Genomic DNA, 22,041 nt, shown 5'->3' on the forward strand with positions numbered 1-22,041 from the left:
AATCTCCTTTATAATTTTTATTCATACAAATAGTGAACAATACTTATCCTTTAACAGAACCAACTAAAACACCTTTATCAAAATATTTTTGGAAGAAAGGATACATTATGATTAATGGCAGACTAGAAATGACGATCGTTGCGTATTTGATCAACTCAGCAATTTGTTTCATTTCTGCCATGGCTGTATTGGCTCCCACCATGTCTTGTGAGGGTTGGTTTTGGATCAAAATATTTCTTAATACGAGTTGCAACGGCTGTAAGTCGGGATCTTTGATATAGATCATGGCGTCAAAGTATGAATTCCATTGTCCAACAAAGGCATATAGAAACAACACGAACATAATTGGTTTAGCTAATGGAAGCATGACTTTGAACAGTATTTGCAAATCATTGGCCCCATCGATAGTAGCAGCTTCAGAAAGTTCTTTGGGTAAAGCACTAAAATAGGTACGGGCTAAGATAATATTCCACACATTTATAGCACCTGGTACGATAATCGCCCATACACTATCTAACATGCCCAAGTTCTTTACCAATAAATAGGTAGGTATCAAGCCGCCACCAACGAACATTGTAATGACAAAAAAAGTCATAATAATCTTTTTCCCAGCCAAGTTAGGTCGAGACAAAGGATACGCAGTGATCATCGTAATAAATACAGTCAATAAGCTGAAGCTAAAAGAGTAAAACAACGAATTTATAAAACCGCGTAAAATGGAGTCATCTGCAAGTACCCGCTGATATCCTTGTGTTGTCCAATCTTTCGGATTGAAGCTTATACCTTTATTGATCAAAGTAGCTGGGTCCATAAAAGAAGCTACCAGTACATAAATCAGCGGAACAATGGTGATGACGACTAAAAAAGTTACAATCACTCGATTCAACCATAAGATTTGACGGTCGATTTTTGATAAAGCACTATTCATAATTTTCTCCTTTCATTACAAGCCTTGACCATCGTTTAGCCGCTTGGTTATATTGTTGACAATCAGTAATAAAACGACATTAATAATCATATTGAACAGACCAACAGCAGCAGAGTAGGCATAATCACCTGATTGCAAGCCGACTTTGTATACATAAGTGGAAATGATTTCTGAGGCAGGGATGTTCATTGAAGTTTGCATCAAGTAGGCTTTTTCATATCCTACATTCATAATACCGCCGGCGGCCAAGATGAAGCTGATCACCATCACAGGCTTCAATGCAGGCAAATCGATATGCCAAATCTTTTGTAAAATATTTGCCCCATCGATATTTGCTGCCTCATATAAATCGGTACTGACTCCCGCCAGCGTCGCGGTGTAAAGAATGGATGACCAGCCGATTCCTTGCCAAATTCCCGATAAAATATAAATCGTTCTGAAATAAGCTGGATTAGACATGAACATAATTGGTTGCCCCGTAACCTTTTCTACTAACCCATTAATAGGTCCATTTGCGGATAGGAACAAAAACAGCATCCCCACGATAATAACTACTGAGATAAAATTCGGCGCATATAGAATCAACTGGATTTTCTGTTTTATTTTTTTATTGATAATTTGATTCAAACTCAGTGCTAAAATAATTGGTGGAAAAAAACCTAACAATAAACCATAAATGCTAATTTTTAATGTGTTGCTCAGCAAAAGCGTAAAATTTGGTGAACTGATAAATTCCCTAAAGTGATCTAGTCCTACCCAAGGACTTTCCAAAATTCCTAGCATAGGATTATAGTCTTTAAATGCAATCACAGCACCGTACATTGGTACATACTTAAAGATAAACGTCATGATGATACCTGGTAAGAGCAACAAGTACATCCACTTATCACGCCGCAACTGTTTCTTTAATTTTTTCCACTTCGAGATGTTTTTGTTATCCCGTTGTTCTGCCCTTATCTCACCACCTGGTCCCAATGTCTTTTCCAATTCAATCTCCTCCCAACAATTTTAGAAACGTTTCCATTTTTGTTTAAAAAATAAAAATCCAACAAAGACGTTTTTCGGAAACGTTTCCATTATTTTCGTTTATAGATTACCACAGTAATTTTTTTAAGTCAATATTTTTTTTACTTTGTGTCAGAATTTTGTATCTAAGTATTCTGATAAAAATATTTTAAACAACAGATTATTTTTAAGCACCCTTTTCTGCGGCCTCATTGATAGCTAGAATATATACAGATTCTAGTCGATAGATAAAAACAGATTAAGTACGAGGTTTCCAATGAATTATAAAATCCAATAAAACTCAGTAAAATGTGATTTAAAAGTATGTTCAAGACCACTCACCAGTAAGTTTAATCTATTTAGCAAAAGAAGCTATGTCTACACTCTTTAAAATCAATATGTTTTCTCATTTTTAAAGTTTCAAAAAAACTCTATAACTAAGAAAAATCACAAAAAAGAGTACATTTTCTAGTGAAACTGCACCCTTTTTTGCTTTGTTTACGTACAAAAAATCTCTTGAGTACTTAACTTCTACAGTATAATCAACAACCCCTTTATAGATTACTGATGTTACGCTGAAAAAAATTTTTTCACCAACTTGTAATCTAAGCCACTTTTCTTATTTTACTTCTCAAACCAATCATAAAATTCATCTGGTGTTTTCTCCCGATAGAGTTTGATTAACGCTGGTCGCATCGATTGAAATATTTCGACTAATTCTTCCCCACCAAATCGAGTGGAAAAATGCTTATCAGTAAATATCATTGATAAAGAAGAAAGAAACAGCTCCGTATCTTCATCTGTACCAAGAATATTGATCAACTTTCCAATCAAATAGGAATCATTAAATGTCAGGTCTTGTTTCACATCAAAGGTTTTTATTGATTCTTTCACCATTTTCGCAATGCGATCTTTCTCTCCATACTTGATCTCACCACTCATCTCGATATAGTCAATGATCCAGATGAAAGAATCGTGCCAGCTTCTTCTTTTGCTTTTGATGATAGTTTGTTTAGCGTTTTGGATTCTTCAAGTACCTCTTTCGTAATCTGTACGACATAGTCCTTCATGATTTCACTCGAATATTCTACAAAACATTCTTGGATAAATTCCTCCAAAGGATAGCCTAGCTCATTCTCCCAAGCAGGATTTTTGAACTCGCCCGTATAAAATTCTTGCTTTATTTTCTCAATGATTTCAGGATAATCGTCCACTATTTGTTTCTGACCAATGAGAAACAAATACTCTCGGATATATTCTTCCACATGCCCAAAATAAAACCAGCCGACAGGTTTTCCGCTGATACTAGATAATTGGTTGATCACACTCTTAGGAGCCAACGCATAGCCTTGAACGTAGGAACTGATCGTCGGCTTTTTTAAACCTAATCGATTCCCTAATTCTGTAAAAGAGAGAGACATTCCGTCTTTTATTTCTTTGATTCGTTGGCCCACCTTCACTTTATTAGGTTGTACTAAACCAAACATATTCAAATTCCTCCTTATCATTTTTTTCATTATAACACTCGTATAAAAAATCGTATATATTTTTTTAGAAAATCTCTTGACTACGTATAAGTTCTCGTATATAATACAAGTCGTAGATGGTCATCTATATTTTTTAATCAAATCGTATAAACTTTCGTATAAAAAAGGAGAATTGTGATGCCAATAAAAATTACCGATCTCAGTTTACCAAAAGAAACACTCGAAAAAGAATACCAAGTCGTCAATGTCACTCGCTGGCAAAAGGAGGGCGAAATTCTAGGTTGGAGCTACGAATGTATCCTACCAAAACTTCGCTACGAAAAAATCAGTGTCAAAGTCAAATCTGAACATCCTGTGATCACGCCGGAAGAACTTCCCCAACAAGGTTTAGCCATAATTACATTTACCAATTTGGTGATTGTACCTTGGGGACGCTCGAATGGACAATTTGTCAGTTATGGGTTATCGGCAACCGCTGATACGGCAACTTTGATTCCCAGAAAACAAGGTACCACTACACAAAACTAACTATACTATGGAGTGTTGGGTGGTTAGGACGAAACGGCGGGGCAGCGCCCACAGAGCCGTTTCTGTCCGTTAAGACCGCCCAACACCCCATAGGCTAGAAGGGCTTCCACGCAGGCCTTCCCCCTTAACTTGATTTATAGAACAACATCAGGAGAAAATGACTGGTTCTTTGACAATCGAATACGCAACAAGGAGTGATGATTTTTGCAAGCTTATAATCAGAAAATCATTGAAACTCCCACGTATATTGAAATTTATGATTATGAAGCAATCATTACTCCCAAACGTAAAACGATCGAAAACGAAGTAAATCTGGAACGAAAACAAAAATTAGCTTGGATTTATGAAAATGATATTACTCTTGAAAAAAGAAAAAACTATGATGAATTATCCGCTCAAGGACAATATGACAGTTTAAAACGCAAACAGAAACATTATCAAAGTATGCGATTTTAGATTGCCCGCCTTGTAGACACGAATTTTGACAATCAAACGAAATTTTTAACTCTCACTTTCAAAGAAAACATTCAAGACATTGAGTATGCAAATAATGAATTTAAAAAATTTCTCAAACGACTGAATTATGACCTCTATAAAACTAAAAAAGCAAATTTAAAGTATCTCGCCACGTGGGAAAAGCAGCAACGCGGTGCAATCCACTACCATATTATCTTGTTTGATTTCCCCTTTATCTCATTTAACCGGTTAACTACGATTTGGGGTCAGGGTTTCGTTAAGATCAACAAGATCGATGTAGACAGTATCGAAAATCGCGGGCGCTATATCAGCAAATATTTCGATAAAGAGCTGGAATTGAAAGAGCATAAGAAAAAAGCTTTTTTCAAGTCCCGGAATCTCAAACTACCAACTGTCACCAAAAAGATGGTAAAGAAACCCTATGATTCCACGAATCAAGATGTACTATATACAAGCGAATATATAGTTAGACGTCCATTTTTTTACAATGCTTTAGCTTTAAATGAGTTGGGAAGTCCTGAACAAGTGATGGATTTTCAAGAAAGTACCGTTCATTATACAAAAATAAAGAAATAACACTATTACCCAATGATAGTGTTTTCTTTGAAAGTGAGTTTATACAATGAAAAATACAATTTGTCGAAAAGATTTAGAGGCTCTAGGATTTAAAACACATCAAGCTACCACAATAATCCGACAAGCAAAAACAAGAATGGTAAATCAGGGATATCCATACTATAATAATAAAAGAGTTGGGGTTGTACCCAGACAAGTAATTGAAGAAATTATAGGTGTTCCTCTTTCACAGGAGGAATAACTATGAAAACAAAATACCCTTGTGTGTATCAAGATAAAAATGGTCGCTTTTCTTATCTAGTTGAGTTAGGAACAGATCAAGTGACTGGAAAGAGGATCCAGAAGAAAGGAACAAAAGATTCTCTAGGAAAACGATTCTCATCAGCTCGTGAAGCACACAAAGAAGTCATGCGTATAAAAAATGAATACATGGTTGTAAATGGATTTGCGAATTATGATTTAACTTACAAAGAATTTATGGAGCAGTCTTACGTTCCACACTACAAAGCTAGCGTACAAAAAAGTACTTGGAGTTCTCGTGAGTGTGGATTGATTCAGATTACTGAATTTTTCGGTGATAAGAAGCTTCGTGAAATCAATGTGCGAGATTGTGAAAATTATCGAATTTGGTTATTGAACGATAGCGGATACTCACAAGCATACAGTTCACTTATGTACGGTATGTTTCGTAAATCATTAGACTATGCGGTCACCCTGCAATTTCTGAATGAGAATATTTCCAAAAGAACAAAAGCAATTCCAAAAGGAAAATCAATCGTTCCTTACTGGACAAAAGAAGAATTTGAAGAAGTTTTGGCAAAAATTTATAAAGATGATTTCTACGAACATATGTGTTTTGTAATGATTTGGCTATATTACATGACTGGTGTTCGTGTAAGCGAAGGATTAGCACTTAATTGGAATGACGTGGACTTCAAACGTAAAAAGTTGAGGGTTCATCACACCTTGGAAATGACAAATCAAAAAGATTTTATTCGGAAACCTTACACAAAAACTGAAAGCGGCTTGCGGATCATTTCTCTGGACGATGATACAATTGAAGTGCTAAAAAAGTGGAAAGTTATTCAAAAAAATCATGGTGTAGAACAATTTATTCTTAGCTACACTGACCTCCCACTCTATCGTTCAACTGTTCAACGAATTATTCAGCGTTATGCCAAACTAGCTAAGGTACCCCTAATACAAGGAAAAGGATTACGTCATTCTCATGTTAGCTACCTAATCAATGAGTTTAACGCAGACATTCTGGTCGTGTCGCAACGGTTAGGCCATTCTAGCCCTGAAATCACTTTAAAGCACTACGCTCATCTATGGAGCCGTAATGATGAAGGAATTGCAGAACAAATGACAGGAAACATTAAATTTACCTGTGCAACAAAATCTAAAGTTGCAAACTTTAATGGAAATCAAGCAGTAAAAATCTAACCCTACCATTTCCCTACCAAAATGAGGAATAGGCTGAAAAAGCACTGATATAATAGCTTCTTTACGAGGCTACTCATATTGAGTGGGAATAATAAAAGAAACCGTGAATCCTTTGATACTAAAGGGATTCACGGTTCTTTTTTGCTTTTGAAGTTCTTTTACTGAAGAAAAGATACTATAGAGAAACAGTTATCATATCATCGTCTGAGATTAGTCGTATTACTTTACATGTTCAACTTCTGCTTTTTAAATAAAAATTAATTTTGTATACTATTCTTAATAAAATGAAAGAAAATCAAAAGAGCTAATATGTTTTTTAGCAATTTTCAGAAGAAAGGAGGGTTCTTTTGAGCAAAACGATAAATCTGACTCCGCCCATAAGGCAAAGCTTCACCATCTTCATCAAAGTAGTAAATAAAATCTTGCGCAAATAAAGTAGCCCGCTCAATAAATCGCTCTGACCATTCTGGATCTTCTTCTTTCATAAAAGTAGCATAGATCAAACCGTAATAATGAAAGGCAAAAGCAACATAATAATCGCGTTGCGTTACTTTTCCATCTACGTACCATCCATCACCAATATACATCGAATCGATCAACGCTAATTCTTGTGTAAGTTCGTTTTTTGCCAATGGATCCCCACACTGATACAATGCCACCCGGATCAACACTTTAAAGAATGTCCAATTGTTTTTGGGAATCTTACAGGTTAATGCGTGTGACAACCACTTTTTCAGTGCTTGTTGATTCCTTTCAGGCAATTGCTCCCAAACATATTCTTTATGTAGTAAAAGTGTTAATGCCAATGCCGCTGCTTCAACAATATATTGGTCATAGTCCGTGATCTCTCCCCAATAATTTTCGCTGCCAGGGTCGGTTCCTGTCATTAATTTAGCAACATAGGCATCTCGCAACGGATCATCTTGGCATGCTGTCCAATAAGGTGCGATCCCCCATAGCGGACGTACAAGCGCTTCCATCTCTGCACGCTTCTGATCATATACAGCACCGCTGCTACCTAAATTCAATCCTGGACGATCAGTGGACAAAATAGCTGCCCGCAACGGTTGCATGATTTGTTCAAGTGCCGCTTGGTAATCCTGACGAGTCAAAAAAGGATTCTCTTGTAACGACGTCATTGTCAGCCCTCCTCTATCGATTTACAAAATAGAATAGCAAGCAAACCGGGCTTTTTCAACCGTTCTCATTCTATGAAGCAGTGATAAAAATGAGAGATTTTTCTCTCGTATTTCTCACTTAACCTATTAACAAAAGAATGACCCGTGATTCTATCTCAAAAGAGGAGTCGCAGTCCGAAAAAGTTAACCTGTCAAATATGAAAAGTCTATGATAGATTCCCAGATTTCTCGAATTTTTTTTCATAATTTTTTTCTAAAAAAAAGACCGACACATGTTTTGGCGCTTGAATAAAAAGTTGGCTTTCAAAAAGCTGCAGACAACTTACTCTCGGGCGTGAGACTAAGTAATACCCCATCAAGCTGTATCTGCTAAATAGCTCATAAAGTTTCTCCTGTCGGCTCTTTCTCTCAATAAGGAATGATCCGAGGAGCAGACAAGACAACACCCTTAGTTCTTGACTGCAGGAAGAACCATTCGCCAATTCATAAAAAAGAAGAGTGAAAAGAAACTAGAAATGACCCATATACAGGGAACGAATTCAAACTTAATCACAGCGCTGCTCACTTTGAACTGATACAAGGATCCAGCTAAAATAAGGGTTAGTCCGATACTGGCAAACAGAGTTTTTAACAACAAAGCAGGTCTTAACGGTTTGCTGCGAATGTGGATAATGACCTTAGCAAATACATGGGTTAGGAATAGAATGGTTAGGAAGCTCAATATTCCGGAAGAGAGCATGCTTAGCTTCAATGCTTTACCAGTCTCTTCCACCAGAACAATGCAAATAGGATGGATAAAATAATAATATTGTGACAGTTCTCGTAATTTTTTTAAGCAGGAGTTCTGCGTTGGATTTTTTGAGAGCAGCCAAAGAAATAAGAAAAAACTCAACGGCACAAGCATCAAGATAAAATTCATGTCCAATCTGTGAATGTGAGAAAGGAACAGACCTTCCAACACGAACAAACTTCCAAATAACAAAAGAAAACTAGAACTATGTTTTCCCATTCGGGATAGCTTTTCCTGATGATCATAGATGAAAAAGCCAATAAGCGTGAAAATCATGCCAAAGAACAGACCATTTCTAGTCGTAAATGTTAGCCTAATAACCAGATCAAAAAAATCTTTAAACCAACCAGATGGTAGAAGACCATAGTAGGTCTCCAAACTTCCAAATAAATAAAGAACTAGTGAAATGACAAACACTTTTTGATACGAAAAACGTTTCAACAAATTTACTATAAAAATGACCGAAAGGATAAATGCAGGGATGTACCATAAATGATAATAGGTGCCGATATGGACAAATCCAACAAACAAAGCCGCAGGAAGTAGTTCTATTGGCACTTCTTGATTTTGATGAATCCAGTCTAGCCCCATCGGAAGGAAAAGAATGCTCCATACGACGTAAGAGTTGATTAAATGCAGGAAATATTCTTTTAAATATTCCGGTCTCATCTGCATCCCCTTACGGATGAAAAATGAACTGCTAACAAAAAAGAAAGGCACCGCAATACGACAAATAATATTTTTGATAAAAAAATTGGTCTCCGCTTGAGGAATAAGGGTATCACAATGAATCATAATAACCATGATAGCCCCTGCATATTTCATTCTATCCAATGCTGGATAACTCACTCTTTTTCCCATCCTATCCTCCATAAACTGGTAGCCACTTATTTTTTCAGCCTAAATATATCACAGCAGAGAAAAAATATTGTCCACCATAAGTCTGAACTTCTACACTGGAAGATAAGCAAAGAAAAGACGTTAAAACACATTACATCCTTCAAAAAAAGAATGCAGCAGGTTTTAACGCCTTTCAACAGTTTACAGCCATTCTTGCTTTACAACAAAAAATGAGCCGCGAATCTCGCCAGCAAGTTTCGAACGCTGACGAGCGAATTTAAATTTCCCTTCTAGCTCAGCAGGAACCGGCATCCCTTCCGACAGTTTGATACCAACTGCACGTTTCGGAGGCTTTCCTTCACTGGTTCCATGTTTTTCATAGAGTAAATTAAGGACCATGCCACTCTCATAATAGAATTCAGGCCAAAAAAGATCGTCATCTTCGTAAAGTGCTACTTCAAGAATGGGTGATTCAAAAACTAGATCCCGTTCTTCTTTTAAGATCTGCTTGATCAGTGCCACCAAATCAGGCTTTTCAGCAGCTGGATAGGTGGTATACACATATTTGTATTTGTTCCAAAAGTAACGCGCTTCATTTGCCCGCAGACCGGCTAATTTTTCTGCAACAGGAGAGCTCTCTAATCCATCCGTCACTACATTTTTAAAATCCACTTCGTAAGCCATTTCTTTTCTCCTTACGTTTATTTGATCAATCACCAATACTAGCTAAATAATGATTATTTGATGGCTTGATTATAACACTAAAGAGGAATGACAGGTCACTAGCTAGCTTAAGGAAATGGTTTAGCCAGTACTAGTTGGTACAGGCAACTGGATAGTCAGTCATTATTGTTTTGGAGGACAAAGAACTAGTTGTCATTGTTTGTCGAATAGTAGGAGGGATGCTATGCTTAATCTAGAAAGATTTTTGATCAATCATCTATCGATATAAGTTTAGCTAAAAAAATTCCCTTCAATCTCTGAAGAGAAAACCAATAACAAAGGGCTATGACCTAAGTAAACATCCAACGAAATGATCTGAGTTGGAGGAGCGGTCGAATACTTTTCATAAAGCTGTGATCAGAATCTATGAGATCACAGAAGCCTGTCTCTTAGTATTCAGATCTTCCGTTTATTAAAATACTTACAGTCATCCCCTTTTCTGAAAAGGAGAATCTCTATGAAAGTCTTATTTATTGGTGCATATGGCAAAGTCGGTCAGCATTTCGCCGAGCAACTGAAGAATCATCCACAGATCAAGGAAAAAGCCTTGATCCGAAATCCTGAACAAGTTCCTTTCTTTGAAGAGAAAGGGATCGAGACGGTACTACTGGATTTGGCTTCCAGCTCGATTGAAACGATCGCAGAAGCAGCAAACGAAGTTGACGCTATTGTTTTCAGTGCTGGTGCCGGCGGCAAAGGACTAGAAAAAACGATAGCAGTCGATCTAGATGGTGCCGTCAAAGCCATGGAAGCGGCAAAGAAAGCGGGCGTCAAACGTTTCGTCATGGTCAGCACTTTCAGAAATGATCGGGAAGAACTGTTGAAACAAAATAGTTTGCAGCCTTACACGATCGCCAAATATTATGCGGATGAATGGTTGAGAAGCCGCACCGACTTGGACTGGACCATCGTCCATCCCGGCGGTTTGACAGACGATCCGGGAACAGGCAACGTCAAAGCAGGCAAACGCAACGAGTTCGGCTCGATTCCGCGGGCAGATGTTGCTGCCACATTGATCGCTGTTTTGGAAAATGAAAACAGTATTGGCAAAGAATTTGAAGTCATCAGCGGAGAAACACCAATTGCTGAGGCCATTCACGAATTATAAAACCATCTGATGAAATAGTCCCCTTTCGTTAACAAGCAGACCCTGCCACTATGTTGTCTCTCAAGCGACAACATAGTGGCAGGGACTTTTAGGGCGAAATGCAGGCTGTGCCTTCTCCAAACAGCATGCTTATCTTGTACCTTTAATCATTGCTAACGCTTGCGAAACACCATCTTCGTCATTTGAAACGGTCACATGATCTGCTAATTCTTTGATTGCTGGATGACCGTTTGCCATGGCAAAACTTATATCCGCGTTCTTAAACATTTCTAAGTCATTTAAACTATCTCCAATAGCGAATTTTGTTGGCTGGTCTAATTCATAAATGCGGCTAAGATGATCAAAAACAAAGCCCTTGGATACGGAGCGAGGAACGATTTCAAGATTGACGGCCGCTGATTCAGTAACAGAGACATTTGGTATATTTTCTATCTGCGGAAATAGCTCTTTTTTTATCTCACGATTAGGGACGAAAACAAACAGTTTATAAACATTAATATTTTTTTGATTGATGATTTCTTCAATCGCATCGTAAGCTGTCGACTGAATGGTATTTTCATAATCAAGTTCATAATTCAGTTCTTCTACAGGAAATTCTTGACCAATCGCATAGAAAATGTTTTTCATCTCTTCTTGATAGTTTTGCGATTCATAGCTGCCTTGATTGGTATATATTTTTGTTGGAAACGCTGAAACGATCTGGCTCACTTCTTTTACAGCTTGGGGATCAAATGGAAAATCAAAAAACAGCTTGTCTTGATCGTACCCAATGGCACCATTCAATCCGACCGCCGGGATCGCTAAATCAGCTTCTTTGAGGATCGCCTGAATATCTCCTACTTCTCGACCCGAACAAATAAAGGGAATCAATCACTGGAAAGCGACTTTAAAGAAGCGGCATTTTTATGACTGATCTTTTGCTCCGAGTTTAGTAGTGTTCCATCCAAATCAATTCCTATTAAATTCATGATATACGCTCCTATATTGTTTTTCTTTATTATACGTTTTAACTTAGGAGTTGACCAATACCTTTCGCACATAGGTTGTTATCTCTACAACAGCGAATTTATTCATATGCCTTGACTTCGCTCAAACAAATGTCCTAATAGTTAGAGCATTGCTCTAACTAGCCAGTTCAAAAAAAGAGGAGAATGAACTAAAACGATGGATATCATCAAGATATTGATTATGAAAGACTCTTGTAACCGATGACTTTAATCAGTATCCTGCTGGAAATCTATTTTTGCGCTATCTGCGATTTTTATCCAGATAGACCTCTTTAATAAGCAATATGATTTAGTGCCTTAATTACTTTTATTCAGGCCATTGTCAGCATCTGCTAATTCATATACCATCACGACTGTCGAACAACGCTCACCGACTTGATTCACCCAATGATCTTTCAAAAAACCGCTTTGTTTGAACCCTACTTTTTCGTATAATTTCAGTGCCGGCTCATTTGTAGAATTGACAGTGATTTCGATTCGATTAAAGCGATTTTGGGCAGCAATCCTTTGCATGCCTTTTTCTAAAGCCGCTTTCCCATAGCCTTGCCTTTGCCTTGACAGTTCACCAATCTTTATATCAAACGTTGCTCCTTTAGCTTCGATAGGCTTGTAGGCAAATTCTCCAATGGGGTGGCCTTTTTCGTCTATAATCAATAAAAACTCACCAGAAACCTCCTCGTAGTAATGAAGCGATTGCTGTACTTCCTCAATGCTCACTGCTAACCCTTGAGGGAAACCGACCGCTGCCATCACCTTTCCGTCTTGCCACCATTTCTGGATCAGTGGGCTATCATCTATTGTTGCTTTTCTTAATGAAATTGCCAATTCTTTTCTCCTTTATTTTTATCAGTTGTCTCTCTCACGAGGGCACCTCCAAGAAGAACCTCGTTCGATTATTTCAGATACTTTTGCAGAGCATTCTCACTTCTTCTATGACCTCAATAGAAAGTCTATTTAATAAATTGGTTTGCCTATTAATCAATAGTATGGCATAAAAATAAGCAGCAGTAAACGCTACCTGAATTTCTAAACTTTTTCTATAAAAAAACAGCAGCCACTGGATCTTGTCTGCCCCTTTGGTTGCTGTTTTTTTAAATTGTTGTCTTCAGTTGTGTTTTTTTACAGTATATATAGTGTTAAACCCTGTTTCACAACCAGTTAATCTGCCTTTTCTAACCACTTTCGTGATTTTTCAACCTCTTGATAGGTCAGTTGATGACTTGGGGTCCAAACATATTCTATTTGTGCACCTCGAGACTCAAAAATCGCTTGCACATACTTGCTGTCTTCCACAGAAACGATAGGGTCCTTCAGACCCAAACTCATAAATACGTTTGTTTGTGCCAGTAAGTGATTGGGTAATTTCGATACTGGATACATTGGATGGTACAAAATCGCTTTTTGAAAAAGAGCACTGAATTCCAGCAATAGATTGAGCGCAATATTGGCTCCATTAGAGTAACCAACCAAGACAACTTGTTCGATTGAGAAACCTTTTTCTTTAGCGACTTCTTGAATGAATGCTGCCAGTTCTTGCCCCCGGAACATTAAATCTTCTTCATCATAGATGCCTTCTGCTAATCGTTTGAAATAGCGGGGCATGCCATTCTCTAAAACATTGCCTCGAATACCTAGCAATGATGCTTGGGGATCTAGGTCGTGACCTAGATCAAGCAAAGAGCGTTCATCGCCGCCGGTTCCATGTAACAAGACAAGTACGGGAGCAGCTGGTTTTCCTTGGTGAAAGATAAAGTTCATTTGTCCTCCTTCTCGTTTGGTCGTGCCAAATCGAAGATCTCGCCGATCTCAGCATACGAATTTCCCGCAAGTCGGCTAACTGCCGCCAATTTTTTGGGATTGATTTTTCCTTCTTCATAGACCTGTTCATTTATTTGATACCCAGTGATTTTAAGTAAGAGCAGATCCACTTTTATCTCTTCTTTGTTTTTTTCCTTGGTTTCTTCCTCGTTAATCGGTACATGTTGGTAAAGGGTGGTTTCAAAGCGAATTTTCGCCTCTTGCAATCCGGGTACGCCAACCGTTTGAGAAGGGACTGGCGTAAAATTTGCGACGGTCAATTCACTTTGTTCTGCAGGTAACAGTGCCGCTGCCTGATTGGCTGCTTCCACATTGCTGCGATCCAAGATATGGATCACTGCTTCCTTGGTTGTGAGTAAGTTACGAGCCGTATCTTTCATCGTGCCCTTTTTTCGCTGAACAGCGATCGAAACGATGGCGGGTTCTGAACTGACGATCGAAAAGAAACTGAAGGGGGCAATGTTTACGGTCCCTTCTGCCGATCGTGTCGTTACGATGGCAACCGGCCGCGGAATGATCGAGCCGATCAATAATTTATAATTTTCTCTTTGCGTCAGATTTTGGGGATCCAAATAAATCATGCAACACCGCTTTCTCTTTTTTGTGTATGATTGATGACTTCCTACTTGTAAATTAAACAGTCAATTTGGGTAAATGAGCTGTGATTTCTCCGCGGCGCTCTTCAAAGTGAGGGGGCAATTTGAGTGCTGTCCCCAGGGTTTCCAATGGTTCATCGATGAGAAATCCCGGAGATTCCGTTGCAATCTCAAAAAGGATCGTACCAGGTCTCAGTGGCTCTGTTGGTAGGAGAATCTCGTGTTTCACTGGTCCGGCAGTCACCAATCGTCGGTTTGATTCTGTCTCCGCTACAACTTGCAGCCCTAGATCATGGGTCAACGTCTTGAATGTTTCCTCTGGCTTAGCGGAAAGTAAGACCGCTCCATGGAACCCAAGAATCGCGTTTGTTTCCGCTGCTTCCCTTCCACTAGCGCTAAAGACAGTTCATGAGGATCTTGAAGTTCCAATGTTGGTTGCCCAAATAGATGGCTCTCATGAACAGTGACTTGATGATGGGCCAATTGTTGTTTCCAATAGTCGCTGCTGCCTTTAGGAATGCGAAAGGTAATCGTGCCCACCTGTCCGCTACCGACACGACCAGGATGCGCGTTGGCCCATGGGAAAAAGGTAATGATCGTGCCATTTTCAATGGACAGATTGCTGTAGTAGAGATGATACGTATAAGGATCATCAAAGTTGACGGTTTGTTTGACTAAACGCAAGCCTAATACTTCGCGGTAGAAGTCTACATTTTCTTGCGGGTCACCGACGATTGCGGATATATGGTGGATTTGTTGAATGGGTTGCATCATTTTTATCTCCTTAGTTATGGCTGCGAGTGGTATCAAACGGCTTGATCGCTTTTTCGATCATTGCACGTTGGTCTTCCAAAAACGGAGCCAGTGATAATTTTTCGCCCAATGTTTCGTAAGGCTCGTCACCCATGAAGCCAGGTTCATCTGTCGCTAATTCAAAAAGAATATGTCCTACACGTACATACAGCGATTCAAAATAGTAGCGGTCCACATAGCCGGAATTCGCGAGACCCAAATTTTCAAAAACTTCTTGCCATACGGCTAAAGATTGGCGATCGGCTAAACGAAAGGCGACGTGATGCACTTCCCCGTCTCCTTGTTGTGCTTGTGGGCTTGTGGTATCTTCGACTAAGACGATTTCTGCCCCATTGCCCCCCTCGCCAACTTCTAATAGCGTGCGATTTCCTTCTTGATCGATGGCTTTGAATCCAAAGACATTTTCCAGTAATCCCTTGAAATCGGCAAAATAAGAAACGGAGATTTCGACTGGGCCTAAACCATAAATAGCGAATTCTTCTGGAACTGGCCCTTGTTTCCATGGAATACCTGCTTTGACGCCTTGATTGTGTTCATCAGAAATCAATTGGTAAGATTGCTGATCAAAATCCCAGAAGCGCAACACTTTTTTGCCAAATTCTGTTGTGATCGCTTCATGTTTCACATCAAATGTCTCAAAACGCTTTTTATAATAGTCTAATGCAGCATCGGATGGTACGCGAAAGCCTGTACGGGTAATTGAATTTGTTCCTTTACTGCCACGATCGGTATTGGGAAAATCAAAGAATGTCATCGTGGTTCCTGGGGAACCTAGATCATCCGCAAAATATGTGTGGTAGGTATAAATATCATCTTGATTGACGGTTTTCTTCACTAAACGCATCCCCAAAATCTCTGTAAAGAAGTGATAGTTTCTTTCGACATCACTGGTCATGGCTGTTACATGGTGTACCCCTAGTAATTGGTCTTGTTTTCTCATTTTTTCTTCCTCATTTCTCGTTATAAGTTATTTTTCGTAATAATGTTTTTAATGTTTGCAACTCGTCAATACTAAGCGAGGCAAAAATTGCCGCAATTTTTGTGGCATGAGTTGGAAAGATCTGATCCATCAATTCTGCCCCTTTATCTGTCAGACTGACATAGGTGATTCGCTGATCCGTTTGACTTGTTTCTCGACGAACGCAGCCTTTTTTTACGAGTTGATCGATGACGTACGTCGTGCTGCTGCTGGCAATCAAGATTTTTTCTTTGATGGCTTGGGTGGTGTGTGTACCTTTATGATAAAGCAGTTCCAGAACGGAAAACTCTGTCAGATTCAAGCCATAACAGCGGACATCTTGTTTAGCCACCTGCTCTAAGTGACTGCTGCTGCGTAATAAACCAATATAGACCTTCAATGCTTCCTCTTGATGATCCATTTCCTCACCTCGCTCGATTTATTTCGAATTCGAGATAATAATAACTTACTTTTTGTAAGTCGTAAAACAATCTGCTTTCCTTCTGAAACAAGCTTTGTCAACGTACAACAAAAACCCCCTTACCATTAGAATCCTTTTAAGCAAAAAGGATCTAATGGTAAGAGGGGGATTGACTTCTATTTATAGCAGGTGTTTATTGTCCAATCTACTAGGAACTACTTCATTAAGATATAGAGAAAAATCAAATTCCGCTGGTTAGTATGAAAGCAGCGAGGCAGCCTCTTTATCAACGATCAATGTCATATCTGGATGGGTCGTCAATAGCGTTGCCGGAACGTCCTCCATTACTGTTCCATCTACTAATTGTTTGACGATGCCTGCTTTTTTCTTGCCATTGGCGATCATTACCAATTTCTTCACCTGCATGATGCTTTTTGGTCCCATTGTTACATAGAAATCAGGTTGTTTTTCTTTGTCTCCACCAACCTCACTTAACAAAACGTCAGCCATCTCGGGTGTCGCATTCGCATTCACGCGACTCGTTAAATCTCCAAATTTTGTCGTGTTCGGTAAATTCCCACAGAAATGGCCATCTGATCCAACCCCCAGCAACACCATATCCAATCCACCATCGGCTTTGATTCGTTCATCTTGTGTTTCATAATTCGTCCAGTCCAAGACATGGATTCTTTCACGATCGATTTCCGCTGGTCCAAAAAACAGGTTGTGCAAGTTCGTCATCGTGACACCATAGCGGTCTTCTTCCCCTTTGAATGGAATCTCATCAAAGTTATAAAAGTGAACGTGCTCAAAATATTTTTTATTTTTTACTAGTGGTACCAGCATTTCATACACCCCTTTTGGTGTTGATCCAGCGGTGATTGAAATATTCTTTCGATGCTGGCTGTGCATTACGCCTAAAAGGTGCTGTACGGCTACTTGGCTCATCTCTTGATAATCTTCCGTGATGATAACTTTCATGTGTCTTCCCTCTTTCTCATTCGTTTCGTGGACAGCGGCCCTTAATGGAATTACCTTCTCAAAAAAAGCCCTTTCACTTTCTATTGTATAGGAAAAACAGGCCAAATTGTTCGACTTATCTGAAATTTATTTTTGCATTCTATGGCGCACATCTTTTTGATCCATCCGAGAACTACAATTCTTCCCCTTGGGCGAATGTACAGCTGCAGGAAATCTATTCAATACTAAAAAAGCATCTGATACAGAGTGAAGTCGGAAATCAGCAATGAAATCTGCACTTTTCTCCTATTTACTTCCTAACCTTCTAATCTGTATTTCAGATACTTTTTTTCAGAAAATAATCCATCAGTGAAGAATCAAATGCAACGCAAAATCTACCTAACTATAGTAAAAAATCATTCCGCTTCTTCGATATCCCGGACAATTTTTTCCACGTCGATTTCCCGCTGCAAGAACTCAGCATTCTCAATGGGAAAATGTTGACGAAACTCGGCTACTTCCATTACTTCTGCTTCACCACTGATTAAGCTAAAATCCAGTACATGACCAGCAAACTGATGATCGTCACTAATAAAGTGCAGATGGAAGCCTGCTGCTGCAGCACCATGGAAAAGTTTCGGGGTAAAGAAGCCTACGATAGTTCCTGCTATTTCTGTCGCCGTAAATTCAGGTTGATTTTGAATGATTTCAACGAATTTTGGATAGGGCTTTTCTTGTTTAGGCGCTACCCGCACGTGCATCGTATCAAACATTCCATGAAGCTTGATGGCCGCAAACAAATTGGGACTGATGGTCGCTAATAGTCTTCCCTTGACTTCTTCATCTGTAGCTTCTGTGTCAAAAGCAAGTTCATCCGTGGCTTCAAAATCAACGACAGCTGCATACGGCGTCGTCTCGGTCCCTGTCAGCTGCTTCACCTGTCCTGTTTCGTCAACATGATAAATCACACCCTCCAAGAAAATAATCTCACCATTTGAACCAGCTAATGTACCGATTCCTGTATCACCATAGGCTAACATCTTGCCGATTTGTTCGGTACCATCCATCAAATCTTCCATCAACCCGCCTAAAGTTCCGTGTTGATATAAATAACTTTTGCTTTTCACGTTCATCATGAAGCTCCTTCTATAAGTAAAATAAATACTCTTAGTAAAATTGATCCGGCAAAATCGTCTTGCCTAATTCGGCATTATCGGAATAATCGACTGGGATATCAATGACGACTGGTCCATCAGTTGCAAACCCTTCTTCGATCGCGGCTGTCAATTCTTGTTTTGTTGTGGCACGTAATCCCTTTGCCCCAAAGGCTTCCGCGTATTTGACAAAGTCTACAGGACCAAATTGAACACCTGAAGCACGATCATATTTCATTTCTTCCTGAAATTTCACCATATTGTAGGTGCCATCATTCCAGATAAGATGAATGATGTTCTGTTTTAAGCGAACAGCCGTTTCTAATTCTTGTGAAGAGAATAAGAAACCACCATCACCAGATACGGAAATAATTTGCGTATTCGGCCGCACTAATGCTGCCGCAATTCCCCATGGCAATGCCACACCTAATGTCTGCATCCCATTACTAAACAATAGATGGCGAGGTTCATAACTGCGGAAATGACGCGCCATCCAAATGTAGTGACTGCCGACATCAACAGTCACGGTCATCTCATCCGTCACTTTTTGCTGCAATGTATCAATGATCTCCAATGGATGCAATGTTTGTTCTGTTCCACGGGCCTCTATTTGCTTTTCGGTTAATTTTTCTTGCAACGTAGCTAAATAGTTCTGTGCATCTGCTGATAACGTATATTGATCGATGGCTTGTGTCACTTGCTCAATGATTTTGGCAATGCTGCCTAACAGCTCTACTTCAGGCTGCATGTATGGATCGATTTCCATCGGTACTTCATCAATCACAATAATCCGTGCGTCTTTCTCTGCATTCCAATTGCGCGCTTCATATTCAATCGGATCATACCCCACAGCGATCACTAAATCACTTCGTTTTAGCAGCATGTCTCCTGGCTGATTACGGAACAAGCCCACACGGCCAAAGAAATGGTCTTCCAAAGCACGAGAAATGATTCCTGCTCCTTGAAAAGTTTCCACGACTGGTAATCCCGTTTTCGCTATCAAATGACGAATGGCTTCCGTCTCGCTTTCAGCAGAAGCCCGCATGCCTAGTAATAAAACCGGTAGTTTTGCTTCCTTGATGCGTTCAACGAGATCCTCGATATCCTCTGGATTCGCTTGTCCTAATTTTGGCGCTGATAATGGCTTGATGGCACTTCCTTCGACTTGGCCATCCGTTACATCTTGTGGTATCGACAGAAAACTGGCACCTTTTTTTGCGGTTTTAGCGATTCGAAATGCATTTGCGATATTTTCAGATAATGTTTCGGGATCTTGGATCTCCGTGCTGTATTTGGTTATTGGACTAAAGAGAGCAGCGTTATTCATACTTTGATGGGTCAGTTTCGATAAATCAGAACGTTTCACTTGCCCAGCCAATGCCAGAACTGGATCTCCTTCAGCTGTCGCTGTCACTAATCCCGTTGCTAAATTACTGGCACCTGGACCACTGGTAGCAATGACTACTCCTGGCTCTCCAGTCAAACGGCCAATGGCTTGTGCCATAAATGCAGCATTCTGTTCATGCCGGGCTAAGATCAATTGTGGTCCATGGTCTTCTAATGTATCGAAGACACCATCGATTTTTGCTCCTGGAATCCCAAAAATATAGGGGACGTGATGATTTTCTAAACTTTCAACAATAATTTCTGAACCTTTTTTACTCACTGTACTACCTCTTTTCAAAATCTGTATTAATCTCACGACTAATAATAGCACTTTTCTTTTATTTATCAAGAATAATACACTATTTTCATCTGTATTAAAAAAATAGCAATTAAAAGGAACCGTTTTCTAGCGCTCCCTAAAAAGGATTCTATAAATAAGAACGATTCGTAAAAACAAATTGTTATTATCTAGTTTTATTTTCTTATTTTTTTCATGTTTTTAATATAAATCATGTTATAATAAAGACATCAAAAAGTGAAAGGAACTAGAAAAGTTATGGGTATGTGGATTAGTTTGGTCAGTTTCTTAGCAGTAATTGTAAGCGGTATTTTGTTGATTATCGCTGCCATCAAGAAGCGACCGAAAAAAAGATTGGGATTTATTTTATGCGGAAGCGTTATTCTATTTTTTGTTGGTGCAATTTTATCTCCGAGCAATTTGACACTATCTGTTATTTCACCTGAAATACAAACGGATGAAACAGGAAAAGCGACTATCGAAGGGGAAGCCACGGCCGATGCTGTCCTAACGATCAATGGAGAAACGGTCAAAAACAGCAAAGGTTCTTTTAGCTACACAGTTCACCTGAATGATGCCACTGAGCAACAAGTTGTGGTAAAAGCTGCCTTAAATGATCAGAAAAAAGAACAGGAAGTCTTGATCAAACCTTCCAAAGAATTTGTGGCTTATTTAGAAGCAGAAAAAGCGGAGAAAGAACTGATTAAACGGGTCGAAACTGCACTAGCGTTGGCAGAATCTAAACCAACACAAAAAAATTATGATGAAGCAGCAACATTGGTTCATTCTCTCAGCAAAACATATGACGATTATGATCAACGTTTGGCCGTCCTCCAAGATCATCTGCAGATCGCCAGCGCGTTAGAAAAAGCGGAACAAAGTCTAAGCAGAACAGACCTTGAGGCAGCTGCCAAGCTTGTTGCAGCAACAAGTTTGACGAAAACTGAATTTGAAGATCGACTGGCTTCTTTACAAACAAAAGTTGAAGAGAAAGAAACACAAGCGAAATTGCAAGCACAAGCGACCAAAGCTGTTGAAAAAGCCGAAGCAGAGCCGACTGAAGCAAACTTAGCTAGTGCAACTTCTGCGATTGCCAAGCTTCCCTCAGCAGATGATGGATTGACGCAGCGAGCTGAAGCTGTTCGCCAATCGATTCGTGAAGAACAAGAACGGCAGCTTGCTAAAGCCGAACAAGAACGGCAAGCAGCCGCCGCTGCGGAACAGCAGGCAAACCAAGCCAGCCAGTCAAATCAAACCACAAGCAATCAAGCAGAAGAATATGTCATGATCACCCGTACAGGGAAGAAGTATCACACCCATAAATGCGGCAATGGTACTTATTTCCCAGCTACGTTGTCCGAAGCTTTAAGCAAAGGATTGACCCCCTGCGAGAAGTGTTACTGATTTTTTTGAATATGGAACAGAATCTAGACAGCGTTCTTCCTTTCTAATCAAAGGAAAGAACGCTGTTTTTGGCGAACAAATATGCGGGTCATACCATTCTTCCTAAAATATCTAGCAGGACCGAGATACGTCGAAGCTTGTTTGGTCGTAGAAAAAAACGTCAAGGCTAGTATGCTCCT

General features: G+C 39.3%; 20 protein-coding genes and 3 pseudogenes. 6 read left to right on the forward strand and 17 right to left on the reverse strand.

Annotated elements, in window-relative coordinates; translation table 11 throughout:
- Positions 1 to 43 precede the first annotated feature (43 nt).
- The 4 genes from EGX73_RS04160 to EGX73_RS16160 form a co-directional block, all read right to left on the reverse strand.
- Entirely contained in the window at positions 44 to 928 is an 885-nt protein-coding gene (locus tag EGX73_RS04160; protein ID WP_002351130.1) for a carbohydrate ABC transporter permease, read from the reverse strand.
- A 15-nt stretch (positions 929 to 943) separates the two neighbouring features.
- Positions 944 to 1,915 (reverse strand): sugar ABC transporter permease, encoded by a 972-nt coding sequence (locus EGX73_RS04165; protein ID WP_123866749.1) that lies wholly within the window; start codon positions 1,913 to 1,915, stop codon positions 944 to 946.
- 642 nt (positions 1,916 to 2,557) lie between these two features.
- The gene (locus EGX73_RS04170; RefSeq protein ID WP_214280678.1) at positions 2,558 to 2,875 is read right to left on the reverse strand and encodes a hypothetical protein; all 318 of its coding nucleotides are present in this window, start codon (positions 2,873 to 2,875) and stop codon (positions 2,558 to 2,560) included.
- Complete coding sequence (locus EGX73_RS16160; RefSeq protein WP_214280677.1) at positions 2,872 to 3,420, reverse strand: helix-turn-helix domain-containing protein; 549 nt, start codon at positions 3,418 to 3,420, stop codon at positions 2,872 to 2,874. The genes EGX73_RS04170 and EGX73_RS16160 overlap by 4 nt, the downstream gene beginning before the upstream one ends.
- Positions 3,421 to 3,597: 177 nt before the next feature.
- Here EGX73_RS16160 and EGX73_RS04175 point away from each other — a divergent pair, with 177 nt between their 5' ends.
- The 4 genes from EGX73_RS04175 to EGX73_RS04190 all read left to right on the forward strand — a co-directional run bounded on the left by EGX73_RS04175 (position 3,598) and on the right by EGX73_RS04190 (position 6,447).
- Complete coding sequence (locus EGX73_RS04175; RefSeq protein ID WP_002351133.1) at positions 3,598 to 3,948, forward strand: hypothetical protein; 351 nt, start codon at positions 3,598 to 3,600, stop codon at positions 3,946 to 3,948.
- Between the two features lie 204 nt (positions 3,949 to 4,152).
- A complete protein-coding gene (locus EGX73_RS16165; protein ID WP_250392000.1) occupies positions 4,153 to 4,404 on the forward strand; it encodes a hypothetical protein in 252 nt (83 codons plus the stop codon).
- A gap of 643 nt (positions 4,405 to 5,047) precedes the next feature.
- Entirely contained in the window at positions 5,048 to 5,242 is a 195-nt protein-coding gene (locus EGX73_RS04185; RefSeq protein ID WP_002351139.1) for a DUF3173 domain-containing protein, read from the forward strand.
- Positions 5,243 to 5,244: 2 nt separating this feature from the next.
- Positions 5,245 to 6,447 (forward strand): site-specific integrase, encoded by a 1,203-nt coding sequence (locus EGX73_RS04190; RefSeq protein WP_076026824.1) that lies wholly within the window; start codon positions 5,245 to 5,247, stop codon positions 6,445 to 6,447.
- Between the two features lie 347 nt (positions 6,448 to 6,794).
- Here EGX73_RS04190 and EGX73_RS04195 read toward each other — a convergent pair.
- From EGX73_RS04195 to EGX73_RS04205, 3 genes and pseudogenes are all read right to left on the reverse strand, one after another.
- A pseudogene (locus EGX73_RS04195) lies at positions 6,795 to 7,586 on the reverse strand (DUF2264 domain-containing protein); the annotation flags it as partial.
- Between the two features lie 448 nt (positions 7,587 to 8,034).
- The gene (locus tag EGX73_RS04200; protein WP_021150649.1) at positions 8,035 to 9,237 is read right to left on the reverse strand and encodes an acyltransferase; all 1,203 of its coding nucleotides are present in this window, start codon (positions 9,235 to 9,237) and stop codon (positions 8,035 to 8,037) included.
- 180 nt (positions 9,238 to 9,417) lie between these two features.
- Positions 9,418 to 9,900: a hypothetical protein gene (locus EGX73_RS04205; protein WP_003127927.1), complete on the reverse strand. Its 483-nt coding sequence runs from the start codon at positions 9,898 to 9,900 to the stop codon at positions 9,418 to 9,420.
- A 496-nt stretch (positions 9,901 to 10,396) separates the two neighbouring features.
- Between EGX73_RS04205 and EGX73_RS04210 the strand changes: the two genes are divergently transcribed.
- Positions 10,397 to 11,047, forward strand: coding sequence for an SDR family oxidoreductase (locus EGX73_RS04210; protein WP_060815413.1), 651 nt, complete (start codon positions 10,397 to 10,399; stop codon positions 11,045 to 11,047).
- A 129-nt stretch (positions 11,048 to 11,176) separates the two neighbouring features.
- Here the strand turns inward: EGX73_RS04210 and EGX73_RS04215 are convergent.
- The 10 genes and pseudogenes from EGX73_RS04215 to alsS form a co-directional block, all read right to left on the reverse strand.
- Positions 11,177 to 12,015: pseudogene (locus tag EGX73_RS04215) on the reverse strand (Cof-type HAD-IIB family hydrolase).
- 336 nt (positions 12,016 to 12,351) lie between these two features.
- Entirely contained in the window at positions 12,352 to 12,879 is a 528-nt protein-coding gene (locus EGX73_RS04225; RefSeq protein ID WP_081131070.1) for a GNAT family N-acetyltransferase, read from the reverse strand.
- Between the two features lie 333 nt (positions 12,880 to 13,212).
- A complete protein-coding gene (locus EGX73_RS04230; protein WP_003127922.1) occupies positions 13,213 to 13,812 on the reverse strand; it encodes an alpha/beta hydrolase in 600 nt (199 codons plus the stop codon).
- Positions 13,809 to 14,453: a flavin reductase family protein gene (locus EGX73_RS04235; protein WP_003127920.1), complete on the reverse strand. Its 645-nt coding sequence runs from the start codon at positions 14,451 to 14,453 to the stop codon at positions 13,809 to 13,811. The genes EGX73_RS04230 and EGX73_RS04235 overlap by 4 nt, the downstream gene beginning before the upstream one ends.
- Before the next feature lie 52 nt (positions 14,454 to 14,505).
- Positions 14,506 to 15,239 (reverse strand): annotated as a pseudogene (locus EGX73_RS04240) (VOC family protein).
- Between the two features lie 13 nt (positions 15,240 to 15,252).
- On the reverse strand, positions 15,253 to 16,221 hold the full coding sequence (locus EGX73_RS04245; RefSeq protein ID WP_003127918.1) for a ring-cleaving dioxygenase: 969 nt from the start codon (positions 16,219 to 16,221) through the stop codon (positions 15,253 to 15,255).
- Positions 16,222 to 16,231: 10 nt separating this feature from the next.
- The gene (locus tag EGX73_RS04250; RefSeq protein ID WP_005469975.1) at positions 16,232 to 16,660 is read right to left on the reverse strand and encodes a MarR family winged helix-turn-helix transcriptional regulator; all 429 of its coding nucleotides are present in this window, start codon (positions 16,658 to 16,660) and stop codon (positions 16,232 to 16,234) included.
- A gap of 255 nt (positions 16,661 to 16,915) precedes the next feature.
- On the reverse strand, positions 16,916 to 17,641 hold the full coding sequence (locus EGX73_RS04255) for a glucosamine-6-phosphate deaminase (protein WP_003127916.1): 726 nt from the start codon (positions 17,639 to 17,641) through the stop codon (positions 16,916 to 16,918).
- 395 nt (positions 17,642 to 18,036) lie between these two features.
- Positions 18,037 to 18,753 carry an acetolactate decarboxylase gene (budA, locus tag EGX73_RS04260; RefSeq protein ID WP_060815410.1) on the reverse strand — a complete coding sequence of 239 codons (717 nt, stop codon included), beginning with the start codon at positions 18,751 to 18,753 and terminating at the stop codon, positions 18,037 to 18,039.
- Between the two features lie 34 nt (positions 18,754 to 18,787).
- A complete protein-coding gene (gene alsS, locus EGX73_RS04265; protein ID WP_005469970.1) occupies positions 18,788 to 20,440 on the reverse strand; it encodes an acetolactate synthase AlsS in 1,653 nt (550 codons plus the stop codon).
- A 276-nt stretch (positions 20,441 to 20,716) separates the two neighbouring features.
- Between alsS and EGX73_RS04270 the strand changes: the two genes are divergently transcribed.
- Positions 20,717 to 21,862, forward strand: coding sequence for a hypothetical protein (locus EGX73_RS04270; RefSeq protein ID WP_005469968.1), 1,146 nt, complete (start codon positions 20,717 to 20,719; stop codon positions 21,860 to 21,862).
- Positions 21,863 to 22,041 lie beyond the last annotated feature (179 nt).

Source organism: Enterococcus sp. FDAARGOS_553 (genome assembly GCF_003812305.1).
GTDB classification, from domain to species: Bacteria; Bacillota; Bacilli; order Lactobacillales; family Enterococcaceae; genus Enterococcus_D; species Enterococcus_D gallinarum.

Coding starts and splice junctions, on each gene's coding strand:
- EGX73_RS04170 (WP_214280678.1), bottom strand. CDS start 2,875: ATGAGTGGTGAGATCAAGTATGGAGAGAAAGATCGCATTGCGAAAATG.
- EGX73_RS04185 (WP_002351139.1), top strand. CDS start 5,048: ATGAAAAATACAATTTGTCGAAAAGATTTAGAGGCTCTAGGATTTAAA.
- EGX73_RS04235 (WP_003127920.1), bottom strand. CDS start 14,453: ATGATTTATTTGGATCCCCAAAATCTGACGCAAAGAGAAAATTATAAA.
- EGX73_RS16160 (WP_214280677.1), bottom strand. CDS start 3,420: ATGTTTGGTTTAGTACAACCTAATAAAGTGAAGGTGGGCCAACGAATC.
- EGX73_RS04250 (WP_005469975.1), bottom strand. CDS start 16,660: ATGGATCATCAAGAGGAAGCATTGAAGGTCTATATTGGTTTATTACGC.
- EGX73_RS04245 (WP_003127918.1), bottom strand. CDS start 16,221: ATGAGAAAACAAGACCAATTACTAGGGGTACACCATGTAACAGCCATG.
- EGX73_RS04190 (WP_076026824.1), top strand. CDS start 5,245: ATGAAAACAAAATACCCTTGTGTGTATCAAGATAAAAATGGTCGCTTT.
- EGX73_RS04205 (WP_003127927.1), bottom strand. CDS start 9,900: ATGGCTTACGAAGTGGATTTTAAAAATGTAGTGACGGATGGATTAGAG.
- budA (WP_060815410.1), bottom strand. CDS start 18,753: ATGAACGTGAAAAGCAAAAGTTATTTATATCAACACGGAACTTTAGGC.
- EGX73_RS04200 (WP_021150649.1), bottom strand. CDS start 9,237: ATGGGAAAAAGAGTGAGTTATCCAGCATTGGATAGAATGAAATATGCA.
- EGX73_RS04230 (WP_003127922.1), bottom strand. CDS start 13,812: ATGAACTTTATCTTTCACCAAGGAAAACCAGCTGCTCCCGTACTTGTC.
- EGX73_RS04160 (WP_002351130.1), bottom strand. CDS start 928: ATGAATAGTGCTTTATCAAAAATCGACCGTCAAATCTTATGGTTGAAT.
- EGX73_RS04175 (WP_002351133.1), top strand. CDS start 3,598: ATGCCAATAAAAATTACCGATCTCAGTTTACCAAAAGAAACACTCGAA.
- EGX73_RS04255 (WP_003127916.1), bottom strand. CDS start 17,641: ATGAAAGTTATCATCACGGAAGATTATCAAGAGATGAGCCAAGTAGCC.
- EGX73_RS04270 (WP_005469968.1), top strand. CDS start 20,717: ATGGGTATGTGGATTAGTTTGGTCAGTTTCTTAGCAGTAATTGTAAGC.
- EGX73_RS04210 (WP_060815413.1), top strand. CDS start 10,397: ATGAAAGTCTTATTTATTGGTGCATATGGCAAAGTCGGTCAGCATTTC.